The 25,821-nt window shown below is 67.5% G+C and carries 22 protein-coding genes; 14 read left to right on the top strand and 8 right to left on the bottom strand.

Going from position 1 to position 25,821, the window contains the following annotated elements; translation table 11 throughout:
* Positions 1 to 2 precede the first annotated feature (2 nt).
* The 4 genes from IU452_RS08755 to IU452_RS08740 are packed head-to-tail and all read right to left on the bottom strand — an operon-like array spanning position 3 to position 5,505.
* Positions 3 to 1,676, bottom strand: coding sequence for an ABC transporter family substrate-binding protein (locus IU452_RS08755; protein ID WP_195108450.1), 1,674 nt, complete (start codon positions 1,674 to 1,676; stop codon positions 3 to 5).
* Positions 1,677 to 1,685: 9 nt separating this feature from the next.
* The gene (locus IU452_RS08750) at positions 1,686 to 3,569 is read right to left on the bottom strand and encodes an ABC transporter ATP-binding protein (protein WP_195108449.1); all 1,884 of its coding nucleotides are present in this window, start codon (positions 3,567 to 3,569) and stop codon (positions 1,686 to 1,688) included.
* Positions 3,566 to 4,531, bottom strand: a complete 966-nt coding sequence (locus IU452_RS08745; RefSeq protein WP_195108448.1) for an ABC transporter permease — start codon at positions 4,529 to 4,531, stop codon at positions 3,566 to 3,568. Before IU452_RS08745 ends, IU452_RS08750 begins: the two co-directional genes overlap by 4 nt.
* Entirely contained in the window at positions 4,531 to 5,505 is a 975-nt protein-coding gene (locus IU452_RS08740; protein ID WP_195108447.1) for an ABC transporter permease, read from the bottom strand. Before IU452_RS08740 ends, IU452_RS08745 begins: the two co-directional genes overlap by 1 nt.
* Before the next feature lie 158 nt (positions 5,506 to 5,663).
* Between IU452_RS08740 and IU452_RS08735 the strand changes: the two genes are divergently transcribed.
* Together IU452_RS08735 and IU452_RS08730 are read left to right on the top strand one after the other, a co-directional pair.
* Positions 5,664 to 6,278 (top strand): hypothetical protein, encoded by a 615-nt coding sequence (locus IU452_RS08735; RefSeq protein ID WP_195108446.1) that lies wholly within the window; start codon positions 5,664 to 5,666, stop codon positions 6,276 to 6,278.
* 28 nt (positions 6,279 to 6,306) lie between these two features.
* A complete protein-coding gene (locus tag IU452_RS08730; RefSeq protein ID WP_195108445.1) occupies positions 6,307 to 7,146 on the top strand; it encodes an HAD family hydrolase in 840 nt (279 codons plus the stop codon).
* Positions 7,147 to 7,170: 24 nt separating this feature from the next.
* Here IU452_RS08730 and IU452_RS08725 read toward each other — a convergent pair whose 3' ends face one another.
* Positions 7,171 to 9,357, bottom strand: coding sequence for an N-acetylmuramoyl-L-alanine amidase (locus IU452_RS08725; RefSeq protein WP_195108444.1), 2,187 nt, complete (start codon positions 9,355 to 9,357; stop codon positions 7,171 to 7,173).
* Positions 9,358 to 9,602: 245 nt separating this feature from the next.
* Here IU452_RS08725 and IU452_RS08720 point away from each other — a divergent pair, with 245 nt between their 5' ends.
* Positions 9,603 to 11,078 carry a SpoIID/LytB domain-containing protein gene (locus tag IU452_RS08720; protein WP_228817072.1) on the top strand — a complete coding sequence of 492 codons (1,476 nt, stop codon included), beginning with the start codon at positions 9,603 to 9,605 and terminating at the stop codon, positions 11,076 to 11,078.
* Positions 11,079 to 11,085: 7 nt separating this feature from the next.
* Here IU452_RS08720 and IU452_RS08715 read toward each other — a convergent pair whose 3' ends face one another.
* On the bottom strand, positions 11,086 to 11,586 hold the full coding sequence (locus IU452_RS08715; RefSeq protein ID WP_195108443.1) for a MarR family winged helix-turn-helix transcriptional regulator: 501 nt from the start codon (positions 11,584 to 11,586) through the stop codon (positions 11,086 to 11,088).
* A 104-nt stretch (positions 11,587 to 11,690) separates the two neighbouring features.
* On the opposite strand from IU452_RS08715, the gene IU452_RS08710 reads away from it, so the two are divergent.
* The 4 genes from IU452_RS08710 to IU452_RS08695 all read left to right on the top strand — a co-directional run bounded on the left by IU452_RS08710 (position 11,691) and on the right by IU452_RS08695 (position 14,845).
* Entirely contained in the window at positions 11,691 to 12,644 is a 954-nt protein-coding gene (locus tag IU452_RS08710) for an EamA family transporter (RefSeq protein ID WP_195108442.1), read from the top strand.
* Positions 12,645 to 12,704: 60 nt separating this feature from the next.
* Entirely contained in the window at positions 12,705 to 13,352 is a 648-nt protein-coding gene (locus tag IU452_RS08705; RefSeq protein WP_195108441.1) for an NAD(P)-dependent oxidoreductase, read from the top strand.
* A gap of 74 nt (positions 13,353 to 13,426) precedes the next feature.
* Entirely contained in the window at positions 13,427 to 14,191 is a 765-nt protein-coding gene (locus IU452_RS08700) for a MerR family transcriptional regulator (protein WP_195108966.1), read from the top strand.
* A 150-nt stretch (positions 14,192 to 14,341) separates the two neighbouring features.
* Entirely contained in the window at positions 14,342 to 14,845 is a 504-nt protein-coding gene (locus IU452_RS08695) for a hypothetical protein (protein ID WP_195108440.1), read from the top strand.
* On the opposite strand, the gene IU452_RS08690 is transcribed toward IU452_RS08695, so the two are convergent.
* Positions 14,839 to 15,780 carry an NAD-dependent epimerase/dehydratase family protein gene (locus IU452_RS08690; protein WP_195108439.1) on the bottom strand — a complete coding sequence of 314 codons (942 nt, stop codon included), beginning with the start codon at positions 15,778 to 15,780 and terminating at the stop codon, positions 14,839 to 14,841. The two genes, IU452_RS08695 and IU452_RS08690, sit on opposite strands and share 7 nt — an antisense overlap.
* A 5-nt stretch (positions 15,781 to 15,785) precedes the next feature.
* The gene (locus IU452_RS08685; protein ID WP_195108438.1) at positions 15,786 to 16,178 is read right to left on the bottom strand and encodes a hypothetical protein; all 393 of its coding nucleotides are present in this window, start codon (positions 16,176 to 16,178) and stop codon (positions 15,786 to 15,788) included.
* Positions 16,179 to 16,339: 161 nt separating this feature from the next.
* Between IU452_RS08685 and glf the strand changes: the two genes are divergently transcribed.
* The 7 genes from glf to IU452_RS08650 all read left to right on the top strand — a co-directional run bounded on the left by glf (position 16,340) and on the right by IU452_RS08650 (position 25,744).
* Positions 16,340 to 17,545 carry a UDP-galactopyranose mutase gene (glf, locus tag IU452_RS08680; protein WP_195108437.1) on the top strand — a complete coding sequence of 402 codons (1,206 nt, stop codon included), beginning with the start codon at positions 16,340 to 16,342 and terminating at the stop codon, positions 17,543 to 17,545.
* Complete coding sequence (locus tag IU452_RS08675) at positions 17,542 to 19,488, top strand: glycosyltransferase (RefSeq protein WP_195108436.1); 1,947 nt, start codon at positions 17,542 to 17,544, stop codon at positions 19,486 to 19,488. Before glf ends, IU452_RS08675 begins: the two co-directional genes overlap by 4 nt.
* Positions 19,485 to 20,084 carry a phosphatase PAP2 family protein gene (locus tag IU452_RS08670; RefSeq protein WP_228817070.1) on the top strand — a complete coding sequence of 200 codons (600 nt, stop codon included), beginning with the start codon at positions 19,485 to 19,487 and terminating at the stop codon, positions 20,082 to 20,084. The genes IU452_RS08675 and IU452_RS08670 overlap by 4 nt, the downstream gene beginning before the upstream one ends.
* Before the next feature lies 1 nt (position 20,085).
* A complete protein-coding gene (locus tag IU452_RS08665; protein WP_195108435.1) occupies positions 20,086 to 21,033 on the top strand; it encodes a decaprenyl-phosphate phosphoribosyltransferase in 948 nt (315 codons plus the stop codon).
* Between the two features lie 4 nt (positions 21,034 to 21,037).
* Positions 21,038 to 23,062, top strand: a complete 2,025-nt coding sequence (zomB, locus tag IU452_RS08660; protein ID WP_324192511.1) for a flagellar motor control protein ZomB — start codon at positions 21,038 to 21,040, stop codon at positions 23,060 to 23,062.
* Between the two features lie 196 nt (positions 23,063 to 23,258).
* On the top strand, positions 23,259 to 24,320 hold the full coding sequence (locus IU452_RS08655; RefSeq protein ID WP_416382290.1) for an alpha/beta hydrolase: 1,062 nt from the start codon (positions 23,259 to 23,261) through the stop codon (positions 24,318 to 24,320).
* 353 nt (positions 24,321 to 24,673) lie between these two features.
* On the top strand, positions 24,674 to 25,744 hold the full coding sequence (locus tag IU452_RS08650) for an alpha/beta hydrolase (protein ID WP_195108433.1): 1,071 nt from the start codon (positions 24,674 to 24,676) through the stop codon (positions 25,742 to 25,744).
* Positions 25,745 to 25,821 lie beyond the last annotated feature (77 nt).

The following is a 25,821-nucleotide window of genomic DNA, read 5'->3' as shown; positions in this document are numbered from 1 at the left end:
GGCTACTTCACGAAGCCGATCTTGGTGTAGTCGTAGGAGGCCAGCCCGGGCGCGCCGTAATTCGCGATATTCGAGCGCACGGCCCAATTGCCCGGATCCTGGGTCAGCGGCAGCGAATGGCCCTCTTCGAAGACCTTGCGGTCCACCTGATTCGCCAGCTCGATCGTCTTCTTCGGATCCAGTTCCGACAGCGTCCGATCGATCAGGTCGTTCAGCTCCGACGAGCCGATGCGGCCGAAGTTGTTCTGCACGTCGCCCGCCCGATAGCCGTAGGTCTGGGGAATGCTGGCGAGCGGGAAGGCGTCGCCGACGTAGACGAACTGGGCGATGTCGAAGTCGCCCGGGATGATCCAGTTGGTGAAGTAGTTCTGCCCCGGCTTGGCATCGATGATCAGCTTGACGCCGATCTTGGCGAGATTCTGCTGGACGATCTTCGCGATCGAGATCCAGGTCTCGTCGTTGTACATGACGTCGCGGATCTCCAGTGGGCGGCCGTCCTTGACCCGCACATCTCCCTGCAATGTCCAGCCCGCGGCGTCGAGTTCGCGCGCCGCCGCATCCGGATCGTAGGGCAGGCTGTTGTCCTGGTAGCCCTGCTGACCCTCGAGGAAGACGTGATTGTTCAGCGGATGCGGATCGGGCACCAGCCCGTTCATGACGGCCGCCGCAATGCCCTGCCTGTCGATCGCCTTCGAAATCGCCACTCGCACAGCCTGATCGGCCAGGATGGATCCGGGAGCGCCATTGAAGGTGATATGGCGCCAGCGATTTCCGGGGGTGTGCCGGATCTCGAGCCCCTGGATTCCCTGGACGCTCCGGAGATCGCTGAGCGTGGCCAGAATCGCAGCATCGAGTTCGTTGTTCTGCAGCGCGGGCACCCATGCCGAGCGATCGAGCACACTGAAGGTGATGGTGTCCAGCTTGGGCTTGTCGCCCCACCATTTCGGACTGCGCGCCAACACGATCCGCCCCTGCGTGCGGTCGATCGACTGCACCTGGAACGGTCCGGCGGTCAGGCCCATCCGGTCGACGAGACCCTTGTTGAACGTCTCCGGATCCGAGGTCACCGACTTCGGGTACAGCATGGAATTGCCGGCGAACTGGCCCTTCCAGTCCGCGAAGTGCTGTTTGAAGGTGATGACGGCCTGGCGGTCGTCGACGCCGCGTTCGACCTTGTCCACCCGGTCGAAACCGTTGTTCCACGCGACCAGGAACCGTTTGTCGGCACCGCTCATCGCATGGGCTTGCGAGGCGATGTCCTCCCAGGTGATCGGCGAGCCGTCGCTCCACACCGCCTTCGGATTGATGGTGTAGACGACGCGCTGCGGTTCGGTGCCGGTCATCCGGACATCGGTGAAATAGTTCTTGTCGACGGTCGGATTCCCGGCGGCATCGAGCGTGAACGCCCGTGGCATCATCGGGAACTCGATCCCGGCGATCTCCCCGTTGTTACCGTCGGCGGACAACGTATTCCAATTCGACGGAAACGCCGTGACGGCCAGCCGGAGATTGCCGCCGTCGCGAACCTCCTCGCGCGGCTTGGCATTGATGTCGTTACTGGTGCCCAGCGCCGCGGGACCGTGCGGTGTCTCGCCACCGCTCGCGCATCCCGCCAGTCCTAGACCGGCCGCCACCGCGACGGCGGCCAAACGCAGGGGTGCCGAACGAATTCCCACGACCTTCTCCTATCGTGCGACGACCGGAACGGGGACCGCGTCGATGAGGGCGCGGGTGTACTCGTGTTGCGGATTCTCCAGAATCTGTTCGGCGGGCCCGGATTCGACGATCTTGCCGCGGTACATCACCGCGATGTCGTGGGCCAGGTTGCGCACCACCGAAAGGTCGTGGGAGACGAACAGATACGACAGCCCCCGCTCGATCTGCAGATTGCGCAGCAGATTCAGCACGCCGGCCTGGATCGAGACGTCCAGGGAGGAGACCGGTTCGTCGAGGATCAGCAGCTCCGGATCCAGCGCCAGCGCCCGGGCGATATTGATGCGCTGCTTCTGGCCACCGGAGAAGTCGGCCGGGTAGCGGTCGGCATGTTCGGGGCGCAGGCCGACCTGCTTCAGCAGTTCCGGTACGCGCCTGCGGATCTCCTCTTTGGACCGGCCATCGATCTGCAGCGGTTCGGCCAGGGCGTCGGAGATCGGCAGCCGCGGATCCAGAGAGGCCGAGGGGTCCTGGAAGACGATCTGCATCTTCCGGCGCAATTCCCGGCGGCGCGCCTTGGTCAGGGCGGCCACGTCGTTGCCGAGCACCTCGATGGTGCCACCCTCCGGACGGGCCAGCTCCATGATCTGGGTGAGCGTGGTCGATTTGCCCGAGCCGGACTCGCCGACCAGCGCCAACGTCCGCCCGGCGCGCACCTCGAAGCTGATGCCGTCGACCGCGCGCACCTCACCCTTGCGGCGCTTGAACACCACCCCCGAGGTGATCGGGAAGGTCTTGGTCAGCTCCGAAACACGAAGCACCACATGGGCATCGGTGTCCTGCTCGACCGACGGGACGGTCACGTCCTTGCGGAAGGCGGTGAACAGCGCGTCGGTATCGACCTCGGCGGTGCGGATGCACGCGGCCCGGTGCCCGGGATTCGTATCCTGCAGCGGAGGTTCGGCGGCCCGGCAGTCGTCGATCGAGACCGGGCAGCGCGGCGCGAACGGGCAGCCCGGCGGCAGATCGTGCATGGCGGGCGGTGCGCCGACGATCGGGATCAGCGGCGTGCGGGCCGGGCCGTCCATCCGCGGGATGGAGCCGAGCAGGCCGACGGTGTACGGCATGCGCGGGGAGTTGAACAGCTCTGCCGTTCCGGCCGTTTCGACGATACGGCCCGCGTACATGACCGCGACGCGATCGGCCAGCGTGGCGGCGATACCCATGTCATGGGTGATCATGACGACGCCCGCGCCGGTGATGTCGCGCGCCTTGCGCAGCAGGCCCAGAATCTGTTTCTGCACCGTCACATCCAGCGCGGTGGTCGGCTCGTCGCAGATGATCAGTTCCGGATCGTTGGCGATCGCCATCGCGATCACCACGCGCTGGCGCATCCCGCCGGAGAACTCGTGCGGAAAGGCCTTGGCGCGCACGGCCGGATCGGGGATGCCGACCAGATCCAGCAGTTCGACAGCCCGCTCGGCGGCCTGCTCCTTGGTCATCTTCTTGTGCGCCAGCAGGGCCTCGGCGATCTGATCACCGACCCGGTACACCGGCGTCAGCGCCGACAGTGGGTCCTGGAAGACCATGCTGATGCGGGTGCCGCGCAGCGCCGAGAGCTGTTTGTCGCCCATGCCGAGAAGTTCCCTGCCGCGCAGGCGAATCGAGCCGCGCACCCGGGCCTGTTCGGGCAGCAGTCCGATGACCGCCAGCGAGGACACCGACTTGCCCGATCCGGATTCGCCGACGATGGCCAGCACCTCGCCGTCGGAGACGGTGTAGTTCACCCCGCGCACCGCATCGATGCGGCCCTCCTCGCCGGGGAACGACACGTGCAGGTCCGAAACCTCGAGCAGCGGCGCGGTGGTGGCCCGGCGGGTCTGCTCCTCCACGTCGGTGGCGGTCCTGTCCGTCATACCGCGGCCTTTCCTGCGGCGTCGGCGGCGGAGCCGTCCTGTGCCGACTTCTTCTTGCGTCGTCCGCGCGCCCGGGCGGAACTCGGATCGAAGGCGTCGCGCAGTCCGTCGCCGATCAGGTTGGCGCACAGCACGATCGCGATCAGCACGCCGCCGGCGGGCAGGAACGTCCAGGGGAAGGCCGTGGCCTGCCCCGCACCGAACTGGATGAGCGTGCCGAGGGAGACCTCGGGCGGCTGGATGCCGAAGCCGAGGAAGCTCAGGCTGGTTTCGGCCATGATCGCCGCACCGACCGCCAAGGCGGTGTCGATGATCAGATACGAGGCCACATTCGGTACCACGTGGGTGATGATGGTCCGCCAGGTCGAGGCGCCCATATATTTGGCGGCCCGCAGGAATTCGCGCTCGCGCAGGCTGAGGGTGAGGCCGCGGACCACGCGGGCGCTGATCATCCAGCCGAATCCGGCCAGCAGCAGGATCAGCAGCAGGATCGAGCCGCTGCCCTTGGTCCGCGGCGCGAACAGCATCAGCATGATGAAGCTCGGCACGACCAGCAGCAGATCGACCACCCACATGATCGCGCGATCGGTCCAGCCGCCGAGCAGTCCGGCCACCGAACCGGCGAGGGCGGCGACGATCGTGCTCAAAATCGCGACGCAGAAGCCGATGAGCAGCGATTTCTGCATGCCGCGCAGGGTGAGCGCCAGCACGTCCGCGGCGTTCTGGTCGGTGCCGAACGGATGTTGCGGGCTGGGCGGCTGCAGGTACTTCGGCGGATCGGTGTCCAGGTAGGTGTAGGGCAGGAAGTCGGGCAGCACGTAGGCGGCCAGGGCCAGCGCGATCAACACGAAGACGGCGATGACGGCGGGCTTGTTGCGCAGGAATCGGCGCCACACCAGCTTGCGCCGACCGGACGCCGCCGGCTCCGGCGCGCCCTGGTTGATGATTTCCATCTCGGTCATCAGATACGCACCCGGGGGTCGAGAACGGCATAGACGATGTCGGACAGCAGCCCGGATATCAGGACGACCAGCCCGGAGAATCCGGTGATGGTCACCACCACGTACACATCCTGTGCGTTGATGGAATCCACCAGCCATTCACCCATGCCGTGCCAGCCGAACACCTTCTCGGTGAACACCGCACCGGTGACCAGCGCGCCGAATCCGTAGGCGAACAGGGTCGCCATGGGGATGAGCGCCGTGCGCAGTCCGTGTTTGTACAGTGCCCGCCGCCGGGTCAGGCCTTTGGCGCGGGCGGTGCGGATGAAATCGCTCTGGAGGACGTCCAACATGGCATTGCGCTGATAGCGGCTGTAGCTGGCCAGCGAGCTGAGGGCCAGGGTCAGGGTGGGCAGCACCATGTGCTGGGCGCGGTCGACGATCTGATTCCACAGGCCGTGCACCGCCGTCGCCGATGTCTCACCGGTGTAGAGGAAGATCTGCTGCCCGGTTGCCGTATTGATCTGCAGGGCCCCGAATTTCAGCAGGGTGGCGATGAGGAAGATCGGGGTGCTCAAAACGATCAGAGAAATTACCGTTGTGAAGTAATCGCTGAACCGATATTGGCGGATGGCCCCCGCGGCGCCGATCAGCACGCCGAGCACGGTCCCGACGATCGAGCCGATGATCACCAGGCGCAGGCTGACGCCGACGCGGCGGGGCAGTTCCTGGCTGACCGGTTGCCCGGCCAACGTCTTGCCGAAGTCGCCGTGCACCACACCGCTCGCCCACGTCAGATAGCGCTGCGGCACGGGCTGGTCCAGATGCAACTCGTGGGCCTTGGCGTCGATCACCGACTGCGGGGGCCGGGGATTGCGTTGTTCCAGGCTGTCCAGCGGATGGAAGTTGAACGCTGCCAAGGTGAACGCCAGGAACGTCGCCAGCACCAGCAGCACGACATAGTTGAGCGCACGTCGCAGCAGAAAGCCGGTCATCGGTCCCCTCGGGTCGGTTTACTAGCCCCTGATCATAGGGACAGGTGGGGTTCGAAGCGTGTCATGCACGGCGAGTGACTTGCACGAATCGGAGATATCGTGCATTAGGCCGAGCGTTACCGCGACGGGATCGGCGCAGAAGATCAGGGGGATGGATGATGACCCAACCGCACTACTCGGGTGACTACTACCCGTATCCCTCGGCGATGGGTCCGGCGCCCGGTAATGGGACGGCAATAACTGCAGGTGTGCTGGCGGCGCTGGGCGCGGTCGCCCAGTTCGTCGGTGGAGTGGTGAATATCGTCCTGGGCGCCACGGGCTTCGGCCTCGATCTCGAGGTCACCGGCGTGACGTCACGGAGCTGGTGGCCGGCGTATCTGGTGGCGACGGGGGTGCTGGCACTGGTGCTCGCGGCTCTGCTCGGGCCGGGCTCGGTCGCCCTGTTCCGTCGCAGACCGATCGGTCGATTGTTGATCGTCACCGGGTGCGGCATGGCGATCGGTGTCAGCGTGGCGGGGTGGGTGGTCCTGAGCGCGGCGGGTGGTTCGGACGCGTTCCTCGGCGCTGTGAGCGGGCCGCTGAACATGGCATTTCCGATTCTGACCATGGTGTTCACGCTGCTGCCGGCCACCTCGCGCTGGCTGAACCACACGCCGGGATCGGGTGTGCCGTATCAGCCCGCGCCCTACTACCCGCCGCAGGGGCAGTCCTTCCCGCCGCGGTCCGCACCCCCTACCACCTACGATCAGCCCTGGCACGGACCCGAATCGTGATTACGGTCCGGCTGCCGTTTCCGGCAGGATGGAATGGGTGACACGTCTGCACCTGCCGAAACCGAAGATGGTGGCCACCGACGTCGACGGCACGCTGATCGACGAGCAGGAGCGGGTGACTCCCCGCACCCGGGCCGCGGTCGCCGCGCTGGTGGCCGACGGGGTGCCGTTCGTGCTCGCCACCGGTCGCCCGCCACGCTGGATCGCGCCCGTGGTCGACGATCTCGGACATGCGCCGTTGAGCGTGTGCGGCAACGGTGCGGTGATCTACGACGCCGCGGCCGACCGCATCCTGCATACCAGCTCCCTCGATGTGGCGAGCCTGGCCTGGATCGCCGACCTCGCCGAACGCGTGCTGCCCGGCTGTGGCCTGGCCGCCGAGCGGGTCGGGGCCACCGCGCACGACGCGGCGACACCGCAGTTCGTGAGCTCGCCCGAATACGAGCACGCCTGGCTCAATCCGGACGACACGCAGGTGGCGCGTCGGGAGGTGATCGCGGCGCCGGCCATCAAGATGCTGATCCGGTTGCGCGGCGCCGCCAGTGCGGATATGCGGGCCGCGCTCGAGCCGAAGCTGCAGGGGCGCGCCGATATCACCTACTCCACCAACAACGGCCTCATCGAGCTGTCCGCGCCGGGCATCACGAAGGCGGCGGGCCTGACCGTCGTCGCCGAACGCCTCGGCGTGCAGCATGCGACGATCCTCGCCTTCGGCGATATGCCCAACGATGTGCCGATGCTGCGCATGGCCGGGCACGGCGTCGCCATGGCCAACGGCCACCCCGAGGCCCAGGCCGCCGCCGACGAGATCACCGCCGCCAACACCGCCGACGGCGTGGCCCAGGTGCTCGAACGCTGGTGGGCCTAGGCCGCATTCGGTGCGACGCCCTGGTTACGGCGTGGCTGCTGCGGGATCCGGTTCGGCCGGTACAGCCGGGGCGGGTGCCTCGGCGACGGGCGCGGGAGCTTCGGGTGCGGGTGCAGGTGTGTCGGGTGCGGGTGCCGCCTGATCCGGCGCTGCGGGAATCGGTGCGGCCGGATGGTCGGAGCCGGGGCCACTCGGTGCCGGCCGGGCGGCGGCCTCGGGGGCCGGGGGCGCGGGTGCCTCGGCGGGATTGCGGTTGTCGCTGTAGGCCTTCAGCAAGGTGGTGACGAGGCCGGTCGCCGTATTCATGATCAACGACCCGTACTGGAAGTCGGCACGCATGCCGTCCGGCACCGGATAGGCATTCTTCAGCGGCAGGCCGAGGATGCCGCTCTCGGCGCCGAGTTGGACGAAGCGGTCCAGGATCCGGCCGGCCAACTCGATGATGCTGCCGTCCTGTCCGGCGTAGACGTAGCCGTTGACGAATTTCACGTACTGCCCGCCGTCCCTGGTGGGCACCGGTTCGGACGCCGCCGCGCCGAGGCGGCCGTTCGGACCGCCCTGTGCCGACCAGTATTTGGCGATCAGGTTCCGGTCGATCATGTTCAGCAGTTTCGTGGTCAAGGTCGCCAGGGCCGCCAGATCGGTTTGGCTGCGTTGGCTCTGCCGCGTCCGCTGCGCGGGATCGCCCGCATCGGCACGCACGTCGTTGCTGTTCGACGACGGGGCGGCGGAGGAGGCGGCGATATCGCGGATGCGGTCCATGAGCGCGTAGGCGGCGTCGCCGGGGCAGGTGGTGTTGCCGACGTCGCGGTGGGCGAACACGATCGGCAGCTGCACCGCCTCGCCCAGCGCATACGGGGTGAATTCGGTGCCTTCGGACCACATGGTCGTCTGCCCCTTCGGGTCCAGCCCCGCGATCTTGGTGCGCCACCCGATGAACTGCCCGGCCGCCTGGATCGCGGCATCGGTGGGCGGTTCGGACTGGAAGTCGCCCATGATGGCCACGCCGGAGGTGTTCTCGTTGAAGCCGCCCGCGTGTGCGCCCTGGACCGGCTTGTCCAGCCCGCCGAAGCGGCCCTCGAAGATCTGCCCGTACTTGTCGACCAGGGCGTTGTAGCCGATATCGCACCAGCCGAGCGTTTTGGCGTGGTAGGCGTAGATCGCGCGGACGATGCCCGCCGAATCCTCGGGGCTGTAGTCGTTGCGACCGGCGGTGTGGTGCACGGTGACTCCGCCGAGGCCGTCGTCGTAGGTCGGTTCCTCGCAGCGCAGCGACTCGTCGGCGCCCCACTGGGCGCGGCTGATCACCTTCGGCCCGCCGCCGGGCAGCGGCGCCGCCACCGCCGACAGATTCATATCCGCCGCACCCCGGCCCGGATCGATCAGGATCGCCGCCAAGCTCTCCGCCGCCAGCTGCGCGGGATCGTCGGACCTGGCGGCGTGCGGAACCTGTTGTCCCGCCTTATGTGTCACCAGCACCTGCACCGATTTGGTGGTGCCCACGTAGATCGGTTCGGTGCCGGTCCGGTCGGCGCGGGTGTGATCGTTGCGGCGGGTGTCGACCTGTTCGGTATCGAACCAGGGACCCCAGGTGCCGTCGGAGCCGCGGGCTCGCACCAGCGCCTTGGTGCCGGCGAGATCCTTCGCGGTGAGCGCGACCATGCTGAACGGGGTGTCGCGGGAGAGTTCCTTGACCTCGGCGCCGACCTGATCGGCGAGTTCAGGAGCCACCGCGCCCGGCGCCAGAGCAGGGGTGTCGGGATTCGCGCCGGGCACGGGCGCCGAATCATCCGCGGCGAACTGGAACGCGGGAGCCGCGGGTGCGGGCGGGGTGGTTGCCAGCGGGGTGGTCTTCGGCGCCGCGGAGAACTGGGGGAGGGGGATCTCGCTGGGCAGCTGCACGCCGGGCGGTGTCGGCAGGCCGGGTGGGACTTGGATCGCGCGGGGAAGGGGCAGTTTGCGTAGGTCGGACAGGTGTAGGTCGGGTAGATCCAGGCCGGTCAGCTCGCGGAGCGGGAGTATCACGTCCGGGGCCGAGGCGAGCGCCACCTCGGCCAGTTGCGCGGGTATCGCGGCCGGATTGCTGTCGGTGGCCGTTCGATAGTTTGCCGAGTGGTACAGAGCGCAGGTCGCCAGCGGGGCGGCGACCGCCAGGGTCGTGACGACCGGGAGCAGATAGGAACGTGGTGGTCTGCGGTACGGCACGAGCATCTCCCATTCGGTAGAACCGTCGACCGTCAGCAGCGATGCGGGTTGATTCCTGACGGATCAATAGTCACACTAGTCACAAATGTCACAAAATCTAAAGCTTTGGTTGAGGCTAAGACTATCGATAGCTGAAATGTAACTTTCCGATAGCCGTCCATTTGGGAGGACATGCCGGTCGGTATTGGTCGATCGGCACGGCGTTCGGAAACGGACCGGGCCGCCGATCCGCGAGATCCCTGGGAGTCGACATGGCAGGCATGAACCGGCAGGGGAAAACGGGCGAGCTACGCGGGCGTCGGCGACGACGCCGGGCCCTCGCCGCGGGACTGGTCACGGCCACCGTGGCCGGTGGCTCCATCGTGATCGCGGTGAACGGGCCCCTGCCGCCCCGGACCGATGCCGCGTACCGGCCCCTCTCCACCGGGCACGGCCGGGGGATGAGCCAGTTCGGAGCCCTCGAGCAGGCGGCATCGGGTGCGACGGCCGAGCGCATTCTCGGCACCTACTACCCGGGAGCCGTCTCGGCCACCGTCGGCCCGGCCACCGTGCGGGTCCGGCTGACCGTGTACGACGGACAGACTCTCGACGTGTACTCCGATGCCGGTCTGGCAGTCGCGGGTCGCCGTGTCGTCCGGGGCCAAGTGGCCCATCTGACGCCGACGCCCGAGGGCGCCGACGTCACGGTGACCTCCGGCTGTACGGGCGAGGTGCTGTGGCGGGGGAGCACCGACGACCCCCGGGCATACCCGGTCGATCCGGGGCCCGACCGTCCCGCCACCGAACATCTGAAGGTGTGCGACGGCGGCACGTTCCGGGGTGTGCTCGGTGTCGTGCTCGAGAACGGCGCGGCCCGCACCGTGAACGAACTCGATGTCGAGGACTATCTGCTCGGTGTGGTCCCGGCAGAGATGCAGGCCAACTGGGCCGACCGCGGCGGGGCCGAGGCACTGCGCGCCCAGGCCGTCGCCGCCCGGTCCTATGCGCTGGCCGAACACCGCTACGCCTATGCCCAGACCTGCGACACCACCGACTGTCAGGTCTATCCGGGCACGGAAAAGGAAGACCCCCGGGCAACCTCGGCAGTGCGCACCACGACCGGGCAGGTGCTGCTGCGCAACGGCCGCATCCTGCGGACCGAATATTCGTCGGCGCCCGGCGGCGGCAGCCCGATCGATATCGACACCCTCGAGGTCGGCCCCACCCTCGCCGAACTCGCGCCCTCTCCCGCCCGGCCACCCGCGGCACCGGATGTCACGAGCGCTGTCGCCGCGACATACGCCGTGACCGGAGGTCCCGCCGGGCCACTCGGTGAGCCGCTCGGACAGGAGTCGCCACTGCCCGGCCGGGCCGGAACATTCCGGCTATTCCAGGGCGGGGCTATCGTTGCCACTCCCGGACTCGGCGCCCGCGTCGTCGACGTCGCCACCCTGCTGCGCATCGCCCCCCGCGCCCTCGCGGCGCGACCGGGCGGCACGATTCAGCCCGGCACCGCGGCGACACCCACACCGCCGCCGCTGCCGCAGTACCTGCCGGAAGATCCTTGGACCACAAAGCCTCTCCCCCTGCCGGCGCCACCTCTGCCGGCACCCGTTCCGAGCGCCGCCGGACCCGAAGCCGATGCTCCCTCGGATGCGCCCGCCGAATCCGGTGAGCCTGCGGTGAGCTCTCCGCCCGCACCGCCGGGTGCAGTGGAGCCGATGATCATCGAATCCGTCGGCGAGTGAGCCGGGCTCAGTCCAGCGAGGTGTCGCCCAGGCATTCCGCCAGGGCACGCAGCAGATCGCTCAGCTGAGCCAGTTCCTTGCGCTCCAGACCGCCGAGGAACCGGACCTGGTTGTCGACATGCACGGGCATGATTTCGTCGACCAGTGCGCGGCCCGCCTCGGTGAGCTGGATGCGGACCGTGCGGCGGTCCTTCGGATCCTGGGTGCGCCGAACCAGCCCCTTGGCCTCCAAGCGGTCGATGCGGTTGGTGATGGCACCCGAGGTGACCATCGTGGCCTTGATCAGCCCACCCGCGGTGAGCCCGTCGGGACCGCCGGATCGGCGCAGCGTGGTGAGCACGTCGAATTCCCAGTACTCCAGGCCGAATTGGGAGAAGACCTTCTTCATCTCACGGTCGAGCAGCGGCCCCAGGCGTTTGATCCGGCCGGTCACGTGCATCGGCCAGACGTCGAGGTCCGGTCGCACCTTGCCCCAGTCGGCTATGGCCTGATCCACCGCGTCGCTCATGCTGTCCTCTCAGGAGTATGAATCTCAACATTCAGATACTTGACATGAAGATGAGTTCTGGTGTGTTATCTCAACATTGAGATTATCAATCAGGAGAGACCGACATGACAACCACCTCCGCCGTGGCGAGTTCGCGGGTCGCAACCCTGGCTCTCACCGGACTTGCGCCCCTGGTCTGGGGCACCACCTACGCCGTCACCTCGGAATTCCTGCCGCCGGAACGGCCGATGTTCACCGCCCTCATGCGCGCCCTTCCCGCCGGTCTGGTGCTGCTGGTCGTCACTCGGGTGTTGCCTCGCGGCCAATGGATCTGGCGCGCGGGCGTGCTCGGCGTGCTGAATATCGGCGCCTTCTTCCCGCTGTTGTTCCTGGCCGCCTATCGGCTGCCGGGTGGTGTCGCGGCGGTCCTCGGCGCCGCCGCGCCCATGTTCGCTCTCGGATTCGCCGCCCTGCTGCTGCGCGAACGGCCGGCGGCCCGCAAGCTGCTCGCGGGAGTCATCGGAATCTTCGGTGTGGCACTGGTTGTGCTGCGCGCCAATGCCGCACTCGATGCGGTCGGCGTGGTGGCCGGTCTGGGTGGGGCGGCGTCGATAGCCGCGGGGACCGTGCTGGTCGGCCGCTGGGGTCGCCCCGACGGTGTGGGTCCGCTCGCGTTCACCGGATGGCAGCTGGCCGCCGGTGGGCTGGTGCTGCTGCCGCTGGCCCTGCTCGCCGAGGGCGCACCGCCGGCTCTGGACGGCCGGGCGCTCGGCGGTTACCTCTACATCGGTCTGCTCGGCACTGCCGCCGCCTACTTCGTCTGGTTCCGCGGATTGGGCCGGATGCCCGCGACCTCGGTGTCGTTCCTCAGCCTGCTCAGCCCGCTGGCCGCCGCCGTGCTGGGGTGGGCGTGGCTCGGTCAGGCGCTGTCTCCGCTGCAGGTGCTGGGCATGGCCATCGCCCTGGGCGGCACGCTTCTGGGGCAGGTGGGAGGTCTCCGGAAGCAGTCCGAACCGCAGCCGAACGACGTTGCGCCACACAGCATGCCGGTGACTCCGGTCGCCGCTCGCGCCGCCTGATCGTCCTCGGCGCGGAACCTCTCGCCCCCTTGCCCTTCCGTCACAAGGAGTTCGAACATCATGCATATCACCGTTTTCGGAGCAGCAGGCGCGGTCGGTCGCCGGGTGGTGACCGAGGCGCTGTCGCGGGGTCATCGGGTCACGGCCGTCTCGCGCAGCCTCGACCGTCTGCGAGATCTGCCCGCCGAGGTCGAGGTCCGCACCGGTGACGCCACCGATCCCGACCAGGTCGCCGAGCTGAGCACGGGCCGGGATCTGGTCATCAGCGCGACCCGCCCGGCGCCGGGCCGGGAGTACGAACTCGCCGTCGTCGCCGAGGGGCTGCTGTCCGGTCTGGCCCGCACCGAGGTGCGGCTGCTGGTCGTCGGCGGTGCGGGCACGCTGACCGTGCCCGGGGCCGACGGCCGGACCGTGGCCGAGCTGCCCGACTTCCCGGCCGACTTGCTCCCGATCGCCCTGGCCTGCCGTGCGCAACTGGAGTTGTTCCGCACCGTCGCCGACGGCGGGCCCGTCGACTGGGCCTATGTGAGCCCGCCCCCGCTGCTCGAGCCGGGCCGACGCCGGGGCGTCTATCGGGTCGGCACCGACGAACTGCTCGTCGACGACGAGGGTGCCTCGTTCCTCTCGATGGAGGATCTGGCCGTCGCCCTGCTCGACGAGGCGGAACGGCCGAAACACCACCGGACCCGGTTCACCGTCGGATACTGAAAATAAGGATTGACGTTGACGTAGCGTCAACTTGCACGCTGGATGTGTCGACGCGACGAGAGGAGTGAACGGTGGTGAAATCCCCGACCGAATGGTCCATCCAGGAGCTGGCCAAGGCGGCCGGGACCACCAGCCGCACCCTGCGCCACTACGGCCAGCTCGGATTGTTACCGCCGAGCCGGATCGGCGCCAACGGGTACCGGTACTACGACCAGGACTCCCTCGTGCGGTTACAACGCATCCTGCTGCTGCGGGAACTCGGCCTCGGCCTGCCGGTCATCGCCGAAGTGCTCGCGGGCGAACAGGATGCGGCGGCCGCGCTGCGCACACATCTGAATCTGCTTCGGCAGGAACAGGATCGGATCGCTCGCCAGATCGCGTCGGTGCACACCACATTGCGCAAGACGGAAGCAGGTGAGCCACTCATGGCTGACGAAGTATTCGACGGATTCGACCACACCCAGTACAAGGACGAGGTGATCGAGCGCTGGGGCCGCGAGGCCTACGAGAGCGGCGACCGCTGGTGGCGTTCGCTGAGCGAGGAGGAGAAGCAACAGTTCGGCCAGACCGCCCTCGATATCGCCGCGGACTACGGCCGGGCCTTCAACGAAGGTCTCTCGCCCGACAGCGACGAGGTGCAGGCCATCACGCGGCGCCACTACGACTGGATCGTGGTGGGCTGGCAGGGCAGGCGCCCGACGGCCGAAGCCTTCACCGGTCTCGGCGAAATGTACGTTGCCGACCCGCGTTACGGCCAGAACTACGACAAGTACGGCACCGGCACGGCCGAACTCGTGCGCGACGCCATGCGGGTCTATGCCGAAACCCGGCTGCAGTAGCCGAGATTCGGTCCCGGCCGAACACAACGAGAGACGGTGCCCCGCCGGATGCAGCGGGGCACCCTCGCGTCATACCCCCTCGAGGCGGGCGGCGAGCCGACCCCTCGCGCGGTAGAGTTCGCGCCCGAGTAAGTAAGGGGGAGAACCCGAATGAACTATCCGTACGGCCCGCCGGGCTATCCCGTCTACGGCTACCCCGCCCCGCCGAAGGCCGGTGGCGGCACCGCGATCACGGGGGGAATCCTGGCTCTGCTGCAGGGCCTGCTGTGGAGTGCCGCGGCCGTCGGCGGAGCATTCGGGACGCGCAGTGATGTGCGGAGCGGGGCGGGCCACCTCGTCATCGACTTCGTCCTGCTCATCCTGCTCGGCGTGGTGGCCGCGCTGTTCCTGTCGGGGTCGGTTCTGCTGCTGGCCCGGCGCGGCGTGGGCCGCGTCCTGGTGATCATGGCCGCCGTGCTGGTCATGCTCGGGCTGGCCGGATGGGCGGTGTTCGTCGCCGCGACCGAACCGTTCGAGAAATCCGATGTGGCCTTCATGGCCGTTTTCCTGACGATCGGATTCACCTTTCACGTCATCACCCTCTGTCTGGCCGCGGCCCGGTCCACCGGCCGGTGGATAGCGGCTCGGCAGCAGTTGCAATACCCGTATTACTGAGTTCGGTGCGCGGGCGCCGAGGTGGTGTCCAGCGCGGCGAAGCCGTCCCGGTAGGTCGGATACTGCGGGGTCCAGCCGAGTTCTCGCCTGGCCTCGGTCGTGTCGAGGCGGATGTGCGTGCCGACCAGCAGGCCGTGCAGGTAGGGGGTCGCGCGCAACAGCCAGCCGGGCACCCGGCGCGGGGCGGGCGCGCCCGCGATGGCGGCGAGGGCGTCGAGGTAGTCCCCCATATCGACGGGCTCGTCGTCGGCGATGTTGTACGCCTGCCCCGGGCGTCCGCGCTCCAGTGCCGCGACGGTGGCGGCCGCGGCGTCGGCGATGTGGATGGGATGCAGGTTCGACGCGTGGCGCGGCACCGGAAGCTTCCGGCGCCGGAGGCTGTCCATCAGTCCGAAGGTCGACTGTTCGGGTCCGTAGAACAGCCCGTAGCGCAGGGCGATGCCGCCGAAGCCGAGCACCTGATCCTCATTGGACCGCAGCGACCGCAGATGCCGGTCATACGGGCCCCGACCGAGCTGCGCGAACGGCCGGTCCTCGGTGAGCGGGGTCGAGCCGTGGTCCTTCCAGCCGTAGCCGAGGAAGAACGACTGCGTCACGAACCGTTCGGCGCCGACGATCCGCGCCGCCCGCAGCAGATTACGGGTGCCTTCGTCGCGCAGCGCATCGGTGGCGTACAGGTCGCGGTGCCGGGTAGGGGTGCGGGTCAGGGCGGTGGCCTGATGCACCACCGCGTCCGCGCGCAGCCCGGCGACGGCGGCGAGCAGGGCATCGGCGTTCATCATGTCCGCGATCACCGGCCGCACGCCGAGTCCGGCGAGACGTTCGGCCCCGGCGGGATTGCGGGTCAGGCCGAGCACGCTGTGACCGGCCGAAAGCAGTTGGGGGACAAGGGCCGAGCCGATGGTGCCGGTGGCACCGGCGAGCAGGATGCGCATGACTGTCAGGCCTCCGGGACGGCGGCGGGAGCGGTCCGGCGGCGCAGGACGCGCAGACGGACGACGAGGGCGAGGGCGGCCAGGACGGAGAACGCCAGCAGCGACCAGGGATCGGAGCTGTGCCCGCCGCCGTGATCGACCGCGTGGTTGAACGCGTGCAGGGTGTTGGCGATCAGGAATCCGCCCAGCACGACGGCGACGACATCGCGCCACAGCAGCGCCGCGATCATCATCAGGCCGATGCCGATCTGGAAGACCCCGGCGTCGTGCAGGAAATGTTCGTGGTCGGTCCAGTTGGCCCACCGGGCGAAGTTGCCGGGATCGATGCGGCACCAGGCGCCGATACCCACCATTGATGCCGCCGCGATGAGCGTGGCGATTGTGACGAAGCGATTCATCGGATGCCTCCTGTCGGGCCGGAAACGCTGATATGCCCTTCGGACGAGGCGCCCTCGGGCGGCGTGACGGCCAGTGGATGTGATCTACGGCACAGTGGGGCGGCGGGTGGATTGCAATGGCCTGAAGACGCGGAGAGGCGGTCCCGCTACGCTGGGCATCCGTGACCGTCGCATCCCCCTTCGATCTCATCGTCGTCGGCTCCGGCTTCTACGGGCTGACCATCGCAGAACGCACCGCAAACCTGCTCGGCAAGCGGGTCCTGGTGATCGAGCGCCGCCACCACCTGGGCGGCAACGCATATTCGGAGGCGGATCCGGAGACCGGCATCGAGGTGCACAAATATGGGGCGCACCTGTTCCACACCTCGAACAAGCGGGTTTGGGACTATGTGAACCAGTTCACCGAATTCACCGGGTATCAGCACCGGGTGTTCGGGATGCACAAGGGGCAGGCGTATCCGCTGCCGTTGGGCCTGGGGCTGTTGTCACAGTTCTTCGGGCGCTACTTCACCCCCGACGAGGCCCGCAAGCTGATCGCCGAGCAGTCCGCCGAGGTCGACGGCAAGAATGCCGCCAACTTCGAGGAGAAGGCGATCTCGTTGATGGGTCGCCCGCTGTACGAGGCGTTTTTCCGCGACTACACCGCCAAGCAGTGGCAGACCGACCCGAAGGAACTGCCCGCGGGCAACATCACCCGTCTGCCGATGCGTTTCACCTTCGACAACCGGTACTTCAACGACACCTACGAGGGCCTGCCTCGCGACGGCTACACCGCGTGGCTGTCGAAGATGGCCGAATCCGATCTGATCGAGGTCCGGCTGAACACCGACTGGTTCCAGGTGCGCGAGGAGATCCGCGCCCAGAATCCGGACGCCCCCGTCGTCTACACCGGCCCGCTGGACCGCTACTTCGACTACGCCGAAGGTGAATTGGGCTGGCGCACCATCGATTTCGAGACCGAGGTGCTGCCGACCGGCGACTTCCAGGGCACCTCGGTGATGAACTACAACGATGCGGACGTGCCCTTCACCCGCATCATCGAACCGCGCCACTTCCACCCGGAGCGGGACTGGTATCCGAACGACAAGACGGTGATCCAGCGCGAATTCTCGCGTTTCGCCCAGACCGGCGACGAACCGTACTACCCGATCAACACCCCTGAGGACCGGGCCAAGCTGCTCGCCTACCGCGAGCGCGCCAAGGCCGAAACCGCTGCGGCCAAGGTGCTTTTCGGTGGCCGCCTCGGTACCTACAAGTACCTCGACATGCATATGGCGATCGGCAGCGCGCTGAGCATGTTCGACAACGTACTGCGACCCCATCTGGAATCCGGTGCACCGCTGGTGGATCGGGACGACAACGAATGACAACGCGAGCGACGCTGGAAGAGATGACCACCCACACCCGCGCGAAAGCGCTTCTGCAGCGGATCATCCTGCCCCGCCCGGGCGAGCCGTTGGACGTGCGCACCCTCTATCTGGAGGAGTCGGCGACCAACGCCCGTCGCGCCCATGCCACCTCCCGCACCTCGCTCTCGATCGGCGCCGAATCCGAGGTGTCGTTCTGCACCTATTTCAATGCCGTTCCCGCCAGCTACTGGCGGCGCTGGACGGTTCTGAAATCCGTTGTGCTGCGCCTGGATCTGTCCGGACACGGCCGAGTCGACGTCTACCGGTCGAAGGCCGACGGGTCGCGAATCCATGTGCAGGGACAGGAATTCAGCAGCCCGGACGGAATCACCGTCGAATTCGAGGTCGACCTCGGCCCCTTCGAGGACGGCGGGTGGATCTGGTTCGACATCACCACCGACTCGCAGGTCGAATTGCGCAGCGGCGGCTGGTATGCGCCGATCGAGGCGCCCGGTGAGGGCAGCATCGCGGTGGGCATGCCCACCTTCAACCGCCCCACCGACTGCGTGAAAACCCTTGCGGCACTGGGGTCGGACCCGCTGGTGCTGGAGAAGATCAAGGCCGTCATCATCCCGGACCAGGGCACCCGCAAGGTGCGCGACGAGCCCGGTTTCGGCGAGGCCGCGGCCGTGCTCGGAGACCGCCTGGCCATTCACGATCAGCCGAATCTCGGTGGCTCCGGCGGCTACAGCCGCGTCATGTACGAGGCGCTGAAAACCACCGACGCCCAGTACATCGTGTACATGGACGACGATATCGAGATCGAGCCGGACTGCATTCTGCGTGCGCTGGCCTTCGCTCGATTCGCCCGCACGCCCACCCTGGTCGGTGGGCAGATGCTGAATCTGCAGGAGCGCTCGCATCTGCACACCATGGGCGAGGTGGTCGACCGCGGCATCTGGATGTGGACCGCCGCGCCGAATGTGGAGTACGACCACGACTTCTCGAAGTATCCGTTGCGCGACAGGGACAATTCCAAGCTGCTGCACCGGCGCATCGACGTGGACTTCAACGGCTGGTGGACCTGCGTGATCCCGCGGGTGGTGGCCGAGGAGATCGGCCAGCCGCTGCCGCTGTTCCTGAAGTGGGACGACGTCGAATACGGTCTGCGCGCCAAGCAGCACGGCTATTCGACGGTGACCCTGCCGGGCGCGGCGGTCTGGCATATGGCGTGGAGCGACAAGGACGACGCCATCGACTGGCAGGCGTACTTCCACCTGCGCAACCGCTTGGTCGTCGCCGCGCTGCACCTGCCGAACGACGGTCGCCCGATGGTCATCAACACGATCAAGGCGACGCTGAAACATCTGCTGTGCCTGGAGTATTCGACGGTCGCCATCCAGAATCAGGCGATCCGCGACTTCATGGCCGGCCCGGACCGGCTGTTCCAGCTGCTGCCCACGGCGCTGGGCTCGGTGGCGCGGATGCGCAAGGAATTCCCGGATGCGGTGGTCCTGCCGTCGTCGACGGAACTGCCGCTGGCCAGTGGTGCGGATGTGGGCGCGGTGGGCGAACCGCCGAATCCGATCGCCAAGATCGCCCGGCTCGGCAAGGGCGTGCTGCACAATCTGCGCCCGGCCAAGTCCGAACACCATGAGCGCCCGCAGCTCAACGTGCCGACCCTGGACGCCCGCTGGTTCCTGCTGTCACAGGTCGACGGCGTCACCGTCACCACGGCCGACGGCCGCGGGGTCGTCTACCGTAAGCGCGATCCGCGACAGGCGTTGGCGCTGTTCAAGGAGGCCATGCGGCTGCGCAAGGAACTGGCCGCCCGGTTCGGTGAAATCCGCGAGCAGTATCGTGCCACACATCCGTATTTGACCAGCACGGCCGCTTGGGAGAATGCCTTCGGCATCCACACGGGTGGCGGGCAGCTCGGGAGTGAGGGGAAGAGCAAATGACCGCCACCGCAGCGGAATCGGCCGATTCGCCGCATCTGCACGTTGTGCCCGAGCCTGCGGCACCGGCACCCGCCGAGGTCAAGATCATCAACGCGGTGCAGGGCACCATCGGCCGAAATCCGCAGGTGATCAAGGCCGCTCGCGGCATGTCGCACTTCGGCGAGCATGCGCTCGGATGGATGGGCATCGGCGCGCTGGGTGCCCTGGTCGACAAGCCGCGCCGCCGGCAGTGGGCGGGAGTGGCGGTGGGCGCCTTCGGTGCTCATGCCGCCTCGGTGGTGATCAAGCGCGTCGTGCGCCGTCCCCGCCCGAACGATCCGTCGGTGCAGGTCAACGTGTCGACACCGAGCAAGCTGAGCTTCCCGTCCTCGCATGCGACCTCGACGACGGCGGCGGCCGTGTTGCTCGGCCGACTGACCGGGCTACCCTTGCCTGCGGTACTCGTACCGCCGATGCTGCTCTCCCGGGTCGTTCTCGGGGTGCACTACCCCTCCGACGTGCTGGCCGGCTCCGCGCTGGGCGCCGCGTCCGCAGCAGCAGTGCTTGCCGCCGAAAAGAGATTCGCCAGTGACCGCACAGGAAAGAACCCTCGTTGATATGAGTGAAGAGCCGACCAGCGTCGATCTGGACGAGGCCGTTATCAAGGGTCCGCCCAAGACCCTGGTCGGCGGCGTGCTCAAGGCCGTGCGGCCGCGGCAGTGGGTGAAGAACGTCCTGGTGCTGGCCGCACCGATGGTGGCGGGCAAGATTCCCGGCACCGACACCTACTACCTGGCGGACTTCACCCGGGACTGGCACATCGCGATCGCCTTCGTGGTCTTCTGCATGGCCGCCTCCGGCATCTACCTGATCAATGACGCTCTGGACGTGGAGGCCGATCGGGCGCATCCGACCAAGCGCTTCCGGCCGATCGCCGCCGGTGTGGTGCCGGTGAATCTGGCCTATTCGCTGTCGGTAGTGCTGCTCATCGGCTCGATCCTGCTCTCGTTCGCGGCGGCGTGGCAGCTGGCCGTGGTGATGGCGATCTACATCGGCATCCAGCTCGCCTACTGTTTCGGGCTCAAGCATCAGGCGGTGCTCGACGTCTGTATCGTGTCGTCGGGCTTCCTGCTGCGTGCGGTTGCCGGTGGCGCGGCCGCCGATATCCATCTGTCGCAATGGTTCCTGCTGATCATGGCCTTCGGCTCGCTGTTCATGGCCGCGGGCAAGCGCTATGCCGAGCTCAAGATCGCGCTCGACACCGGCGCGAAGATTCGCAAGTCGCTGCAGTACTACACGCCCACCTATCTGCGTTTCATCTGGACTCTGTCCGGCACTGCCGTAGTCGTCTTCTACGGACTGTGGGCGTTCGAAGCTGATCACAAGAACAGCCCGTGGTTCGCGATCTCGATGATTCCTATTACGATCGCGATCCTGCGCTACGCGGTCGACGTCGATGGTGGCGAGGCCGGTGAACCCGAAGAGATCGCGCTGGGGGATCGTGTTCTGCAACTCCTGGCCATAGCGTGGATCGGAGCGGTAGTTGTCGCTGTCTATCTCACCTGACGAGATGGTGGTAGCGGGAGACAAGCGGGAAGACGATGCACCGACGACGGCACTGCCGGTCGGTGCTGCGCTGCGTCGGGCGCTAGCCGAGCGGCGCTTCTCGCTACTCACCCGCGCCACATTCGTCGGTGGGATGACGCTCACCGTGGTCCTGTTCGGGGCCGGCGCCTGGGAGCGGCGCTGGATCGCCGACGACGGCCTGATCGTGTTGCGCACCGTGCGCAATCTGCTGGCCGGGAACGGACCGGTCTTCAACGCGGGTGAGCGGGTGGAGACCAACACCAGTGCGGCGTGGACCTACGTCATCTGGTTCTTCGGATGGCTCACCCAGGTGCGGCTGGAGTACGTGGCGTTGGCGGTGGCGTTGACGCTGTCGCTGCTGGCCGTCGTATTCGCGATGCTCGGCTCCGCACGGTTGTGGGGCGGTAGCGCCGGGCAGTTGTTGCTGCCCGCGGGCGCGCTGGTCTACATCGCGGTGCCGCCCGCCCGCGACTATGCCACCTCCGGACTGGAGAACTGCCTGGTCATCTTCTGGCTGGGCGTGCTGTGGTGGCTGCTCATGCGCTGGAGCCAGGCCGAGAGGGTCCGCCTGCCAAGCCTTTTCGGCCTGGTGTTCTGGGCCGGGCTGTGCTGGGTGATCCGGCCGGAGATGACCGTCGTCGGCGGTCTGGCCCTGCTGCTGGTCTTCTGCGCCCCGATGCCGCGGACGCGGGTGCGGCCGATCGTCCTGCGCGCGATGATCGTCGCGGTCGCCGGGCTGGTTCCGGTCGGCTATCAGATCTGGCGCATGGGCTACTACGGCCTGCCCTATCCGAACACCGCGGTCGCCAAGGAGGCGGGCGGCGCCAAGTGGAAGCAGGGCTTCACCTACCTGTGGGATCTGGTCGGCCCGTATTACCTCTGGGTGCCGCTGCTGCTGCTCGTCGTGGCCGGGCTGGTTCTCATGACGCGTTCGCGTCGTACCGCCGCCGCGACGGACACCGAGGTCTCCGGCGGAGAGCGTGCCGGAATCACGAAGTGGTTCCGGCTGCGGACGCGGCTGCATTCGCCGAGCGCGGTCGTCGCCATGATGCTCCTCGCCGGGCTGCTGCTCGTCGTCTTCAACATCCGCGTCGGCGGCGACTTCATGCACGGCCGGATGCTGCTCCCGCAGCTGTTCATCCTGCTGCTGCCGGTCGCGGTGATTCCGGTGCGCCTGCCCGACCGCTCGTCATCCCGGCAGGCCGCCCCTTCCGCCTCATCCCGGCAGGCCGCCCCCTCCTCCTCATCCCGGCGTGCTTTCGGCCGGGATCTCGTCCTGCCCTTGGTCGTCTGGGCAGGGGCGATCGGGTGGGCGCTGTTCGCGGCGAACACCACCGCCAACACCTCGGGTGCCTCCATCAGCGACACCGGGATCGTCGACGAGCGCATCTACTACGTCCTCAACAGCGGGCACGACCATCCGGTGCTGGCCGAGGACTATCTGGACTATCCGCGCATGCGGGCCATGGTGCGCGATATCGAGCACAACCCCAACGGCGGTCTGCTGCTCAGTTCGCCGTCGTACATGATGTGGTTCGTCGCCCCGCCCCCGCTGCCGATTCCGGAGGGTGGGTACGGCCATACCGTCTACTTCCTGAATCTGGGCATGACCAGCATGAACGTTCCCCTGAACGTGCGGGTCATCGATCAGGAGGGCCTGGCCTATCCGCTGGCCGCGCACACCGACCGGCTCGCCGACGGCCGGATCGGCCACGACAAGAACCTGTACCCGGACTGGGTGCTGGTGGACGCCGGCATGGTCGATCGGCATCCGTGGATGCCGTGGTTCCTCGACGAGAAGTGGGTGAACCAGGCCCGCACGGCGCTGAGCTGCCCGGCCACCCAGGACCTGCTGGCCTCCTCGCGGGCCCCGCTGACCTGGGACCGGTTCCGGCACAACATCGTCCAGGCCTTCCACTTCGCGAAGTACCGCATCGACCGGGTGCCAAAGTACGAGATCCAGCGGTGCCACCTGGTCGATCCGACCGCGCCGGTGGCTCCGAATTAGTGCTGTGCTCTTGCGTTCTTCGCCACTTTGTCTCGATTCGGTAACGCTGGGCCATCGCCGACGCGATAAGCTCCCATGAGTACGTCCGTCGGGGGCGCATGCCGTCATGCGTTGTGGCCATGCGTTGTGGCGATCACCCGCAAGAAGCGGCCGAGCCCGGCCGCACAAAGGAAAGGCCGAACAGAATATGCGAGGCGTGACTGTGCGAGGGGCGCAGAGAAGACATCGCCGGGCCGGCTGGCTCAAGCGGTCGGTGCTCGGCGTGGCGCTGGCGACGCTGGTGCCGTTCGGCGCGACAGCGGTCGGGGCCGGGACCGCCTCGGCCGCATTCAATCCCAGTGGCATGGACTTCTGGGTCGATTCGCCCGTCATGGGCCCGATCAAGTCGCGGATCTTCCGCGCCGCCGACGGCAACACCAGCCGGGTCGTCTACGCCCTCGACGGCATGCGCGCCACCCAGGACATCAGCGGCTGGGAGCACGACACCAACATCGCCGATGCGCTCACCAAGGCCAATATCAATGTGGTGATGCCGATCGGCGGGCAGTCCAGCTTCTACGCCGACTGGAATGCGCCGAGCTCCTTCTTCGGCCTGCCGCCGATCTCCGGCTCGTCGTCGGGATCCGCCTCGGGCTCGGGCGCGACCATGGTGCTGGCCGCCGGCCCGGGTAAGAGCTACCGCTACGACTGGGAAACCTTCCTGACCCGCGACCTGCGCAACGCGCTGCGCGACCGGCTGGGCTTCAACCCGACCCGCAACGGCGTGTTCGGCCTGTCCATGGGCGGCAGCGCCGCGCTGACGCTGGCCGCCTACCACCCGGACCAGTTCAGCTACGCCGGTTCCTACTCGGGCTACCTGAACGTGTCCGCGCCGGGTATGCGTGAGGCGCTGCGCGTCGCGATGATTGATGCCGGTGGGTACAACATCGACTCGATGGCTCCGCCGTGGGGCCCGCAGTGGTTGCGGATGGACCCGTTCGTCTTCGCGCCGCGGCTCAAGGCCAACAACACCCGGTTGTGGATCTCCTCCGGCAGCGGCCTGCCCGGCCCGGTCGACGGCCCGAACTTCAACACCCTCAACGCGATGGGCCTGGAAACCCTGGCGATGATCAACACCCGCGCCTTCCAGGTCCGCATGATGTCCCTCGGCGCCAACAACGTCACCTACGACTTCCCCAACGTAGGCGTCCACAACTGGCGCTACTGGGAGAGCGAGCTCTACCGCATGCTCCCCGACCTGTCCGCCAACATCGGCTGACCAGGGCAGCCCCAGGCTCTGTCCCCCCGCTTCTCATGCCCGTGACGGCGGCCGGGGCCCCCACTTCTCATGCCCGTGACGGCGGCCGGGGCCCCCACTTCTCATGCCCGTGACGGCGGCCCCCAGGGCCGCCGTCACGGGCTTTTCGCTGCCGGATTGCCAATGTCCTAGATCACTTTTCGGTTTTATTCCGGTCTGCCTTGCCGCGAACCAACCGGACATCCGTAATACTCGTGTCGAGCGAGAAGCTGCAGTACCACGGAGTGGCAGAACTTCATCTGGGTATCCGGATCGAGCGGCCGACCGTGCAATGAGCGGTATGCGCGCCGGTCGCCGGGCGAAAGGTCGAATCGATGCGAGGTGCGCGCGGTAAGGAGGGTCCCACCGAGGACTCGTGGCTACGACGAGCGATGCTGGTGGTGGCGATAACGCTGACGCTGCCCCTGACGGTCTCGGTTCTCGGCGGCGCACCGGCACATGCCGCCTTCAACCCCGCCGCCTTCGACTTCTGGGTCGACTCCCCGGTCATGGGCCCGATCAAGACCCGCATCCTGCGCGCCGCCGACGGCAACACCGACCGCGTCGCCTATGTGCTCGACGGTATGCGGGCCACCGAGGACATCAGTGGCTGGGAGCACGAGACCAATGTCGCCGAGGTGCTGGCCAGCTGGAATATCAATGCGGTGATGCCGATCGGGGGTGAGTCCAGCTTCTACGCCGACTGGAACGCGCCGAGCTCGTACTTCGGCATCGGACCGACCGGCTTCGGCTCGGTCTCCGGTTCCGGGGCGACGGAGACATTCCTGGGCGGGCCGGGCAAGAGCTACCGCTACGACTGGGAAACCTTCCTGACCGTCCAGCTGCGCGACGCCCTGCGCGACCGGCTGGGCTTTCGCGTCGATCGCAACGGGGTGTTCGGCCTGTCCATGGGCGGCAGCGCGGCGCTGACGCTGGCGGCCTACCACCCGGACCAGTTCAGCTTCGCCGGATCGTTCTCCGGTTACCTCAACATCTCCGCACCCGGTATGCGCGAGGCCATCCGCGCGGCCATGGTCGACGCGGGCGGCTACAACGTCGATTCGATGGCGCCGCCCTGGGGCCCGCAGTGGTTGCGGATGGACCCGTTCGTCTTCGCGCCCCGGCTGATCGCGAACAACACGCGGCTGTGGATAGCCGCCGGCAGCGGCGTCCCCGCACCGGAGGATCTGGGGCTGCCACCGTTGGCCGCCGCCGATCACATCATTCGCGGCGCGCCCCTGGAGGCCTTGGCGCTGGCCAATACCCGTGCCTTCCAGGTGCGCATGATGACCCTGGGCGCGCAGAATGCGGTGTATTCATTCCCTGCCGTCGGTGTGCACGACTGGTTCAACTGGCAGGCCGAGGCATATCGGATGATTCCGGACATGTCGGCCAATATCGGCTGACCGCGTTCTATCACGATTCGGTCTCGCGGGTGTTTTCCCGTGGGTTTCATTTCGTCTGTCCGCCTATAGAAGAGGCG

It is taken from the genome of Nocardia transvalensis (assembly GCF_015477765.1).
Taxonomy (GTDB): Bacteria; Actinomycetota; Actinomycetes; order Mycobacteriales; family Mycobacteriaceae; genus Nocardia; species Nocardia transvalensis_A.
This window is presented reverse-complemented; position numbering and strand designations above follow the sequence as displayed.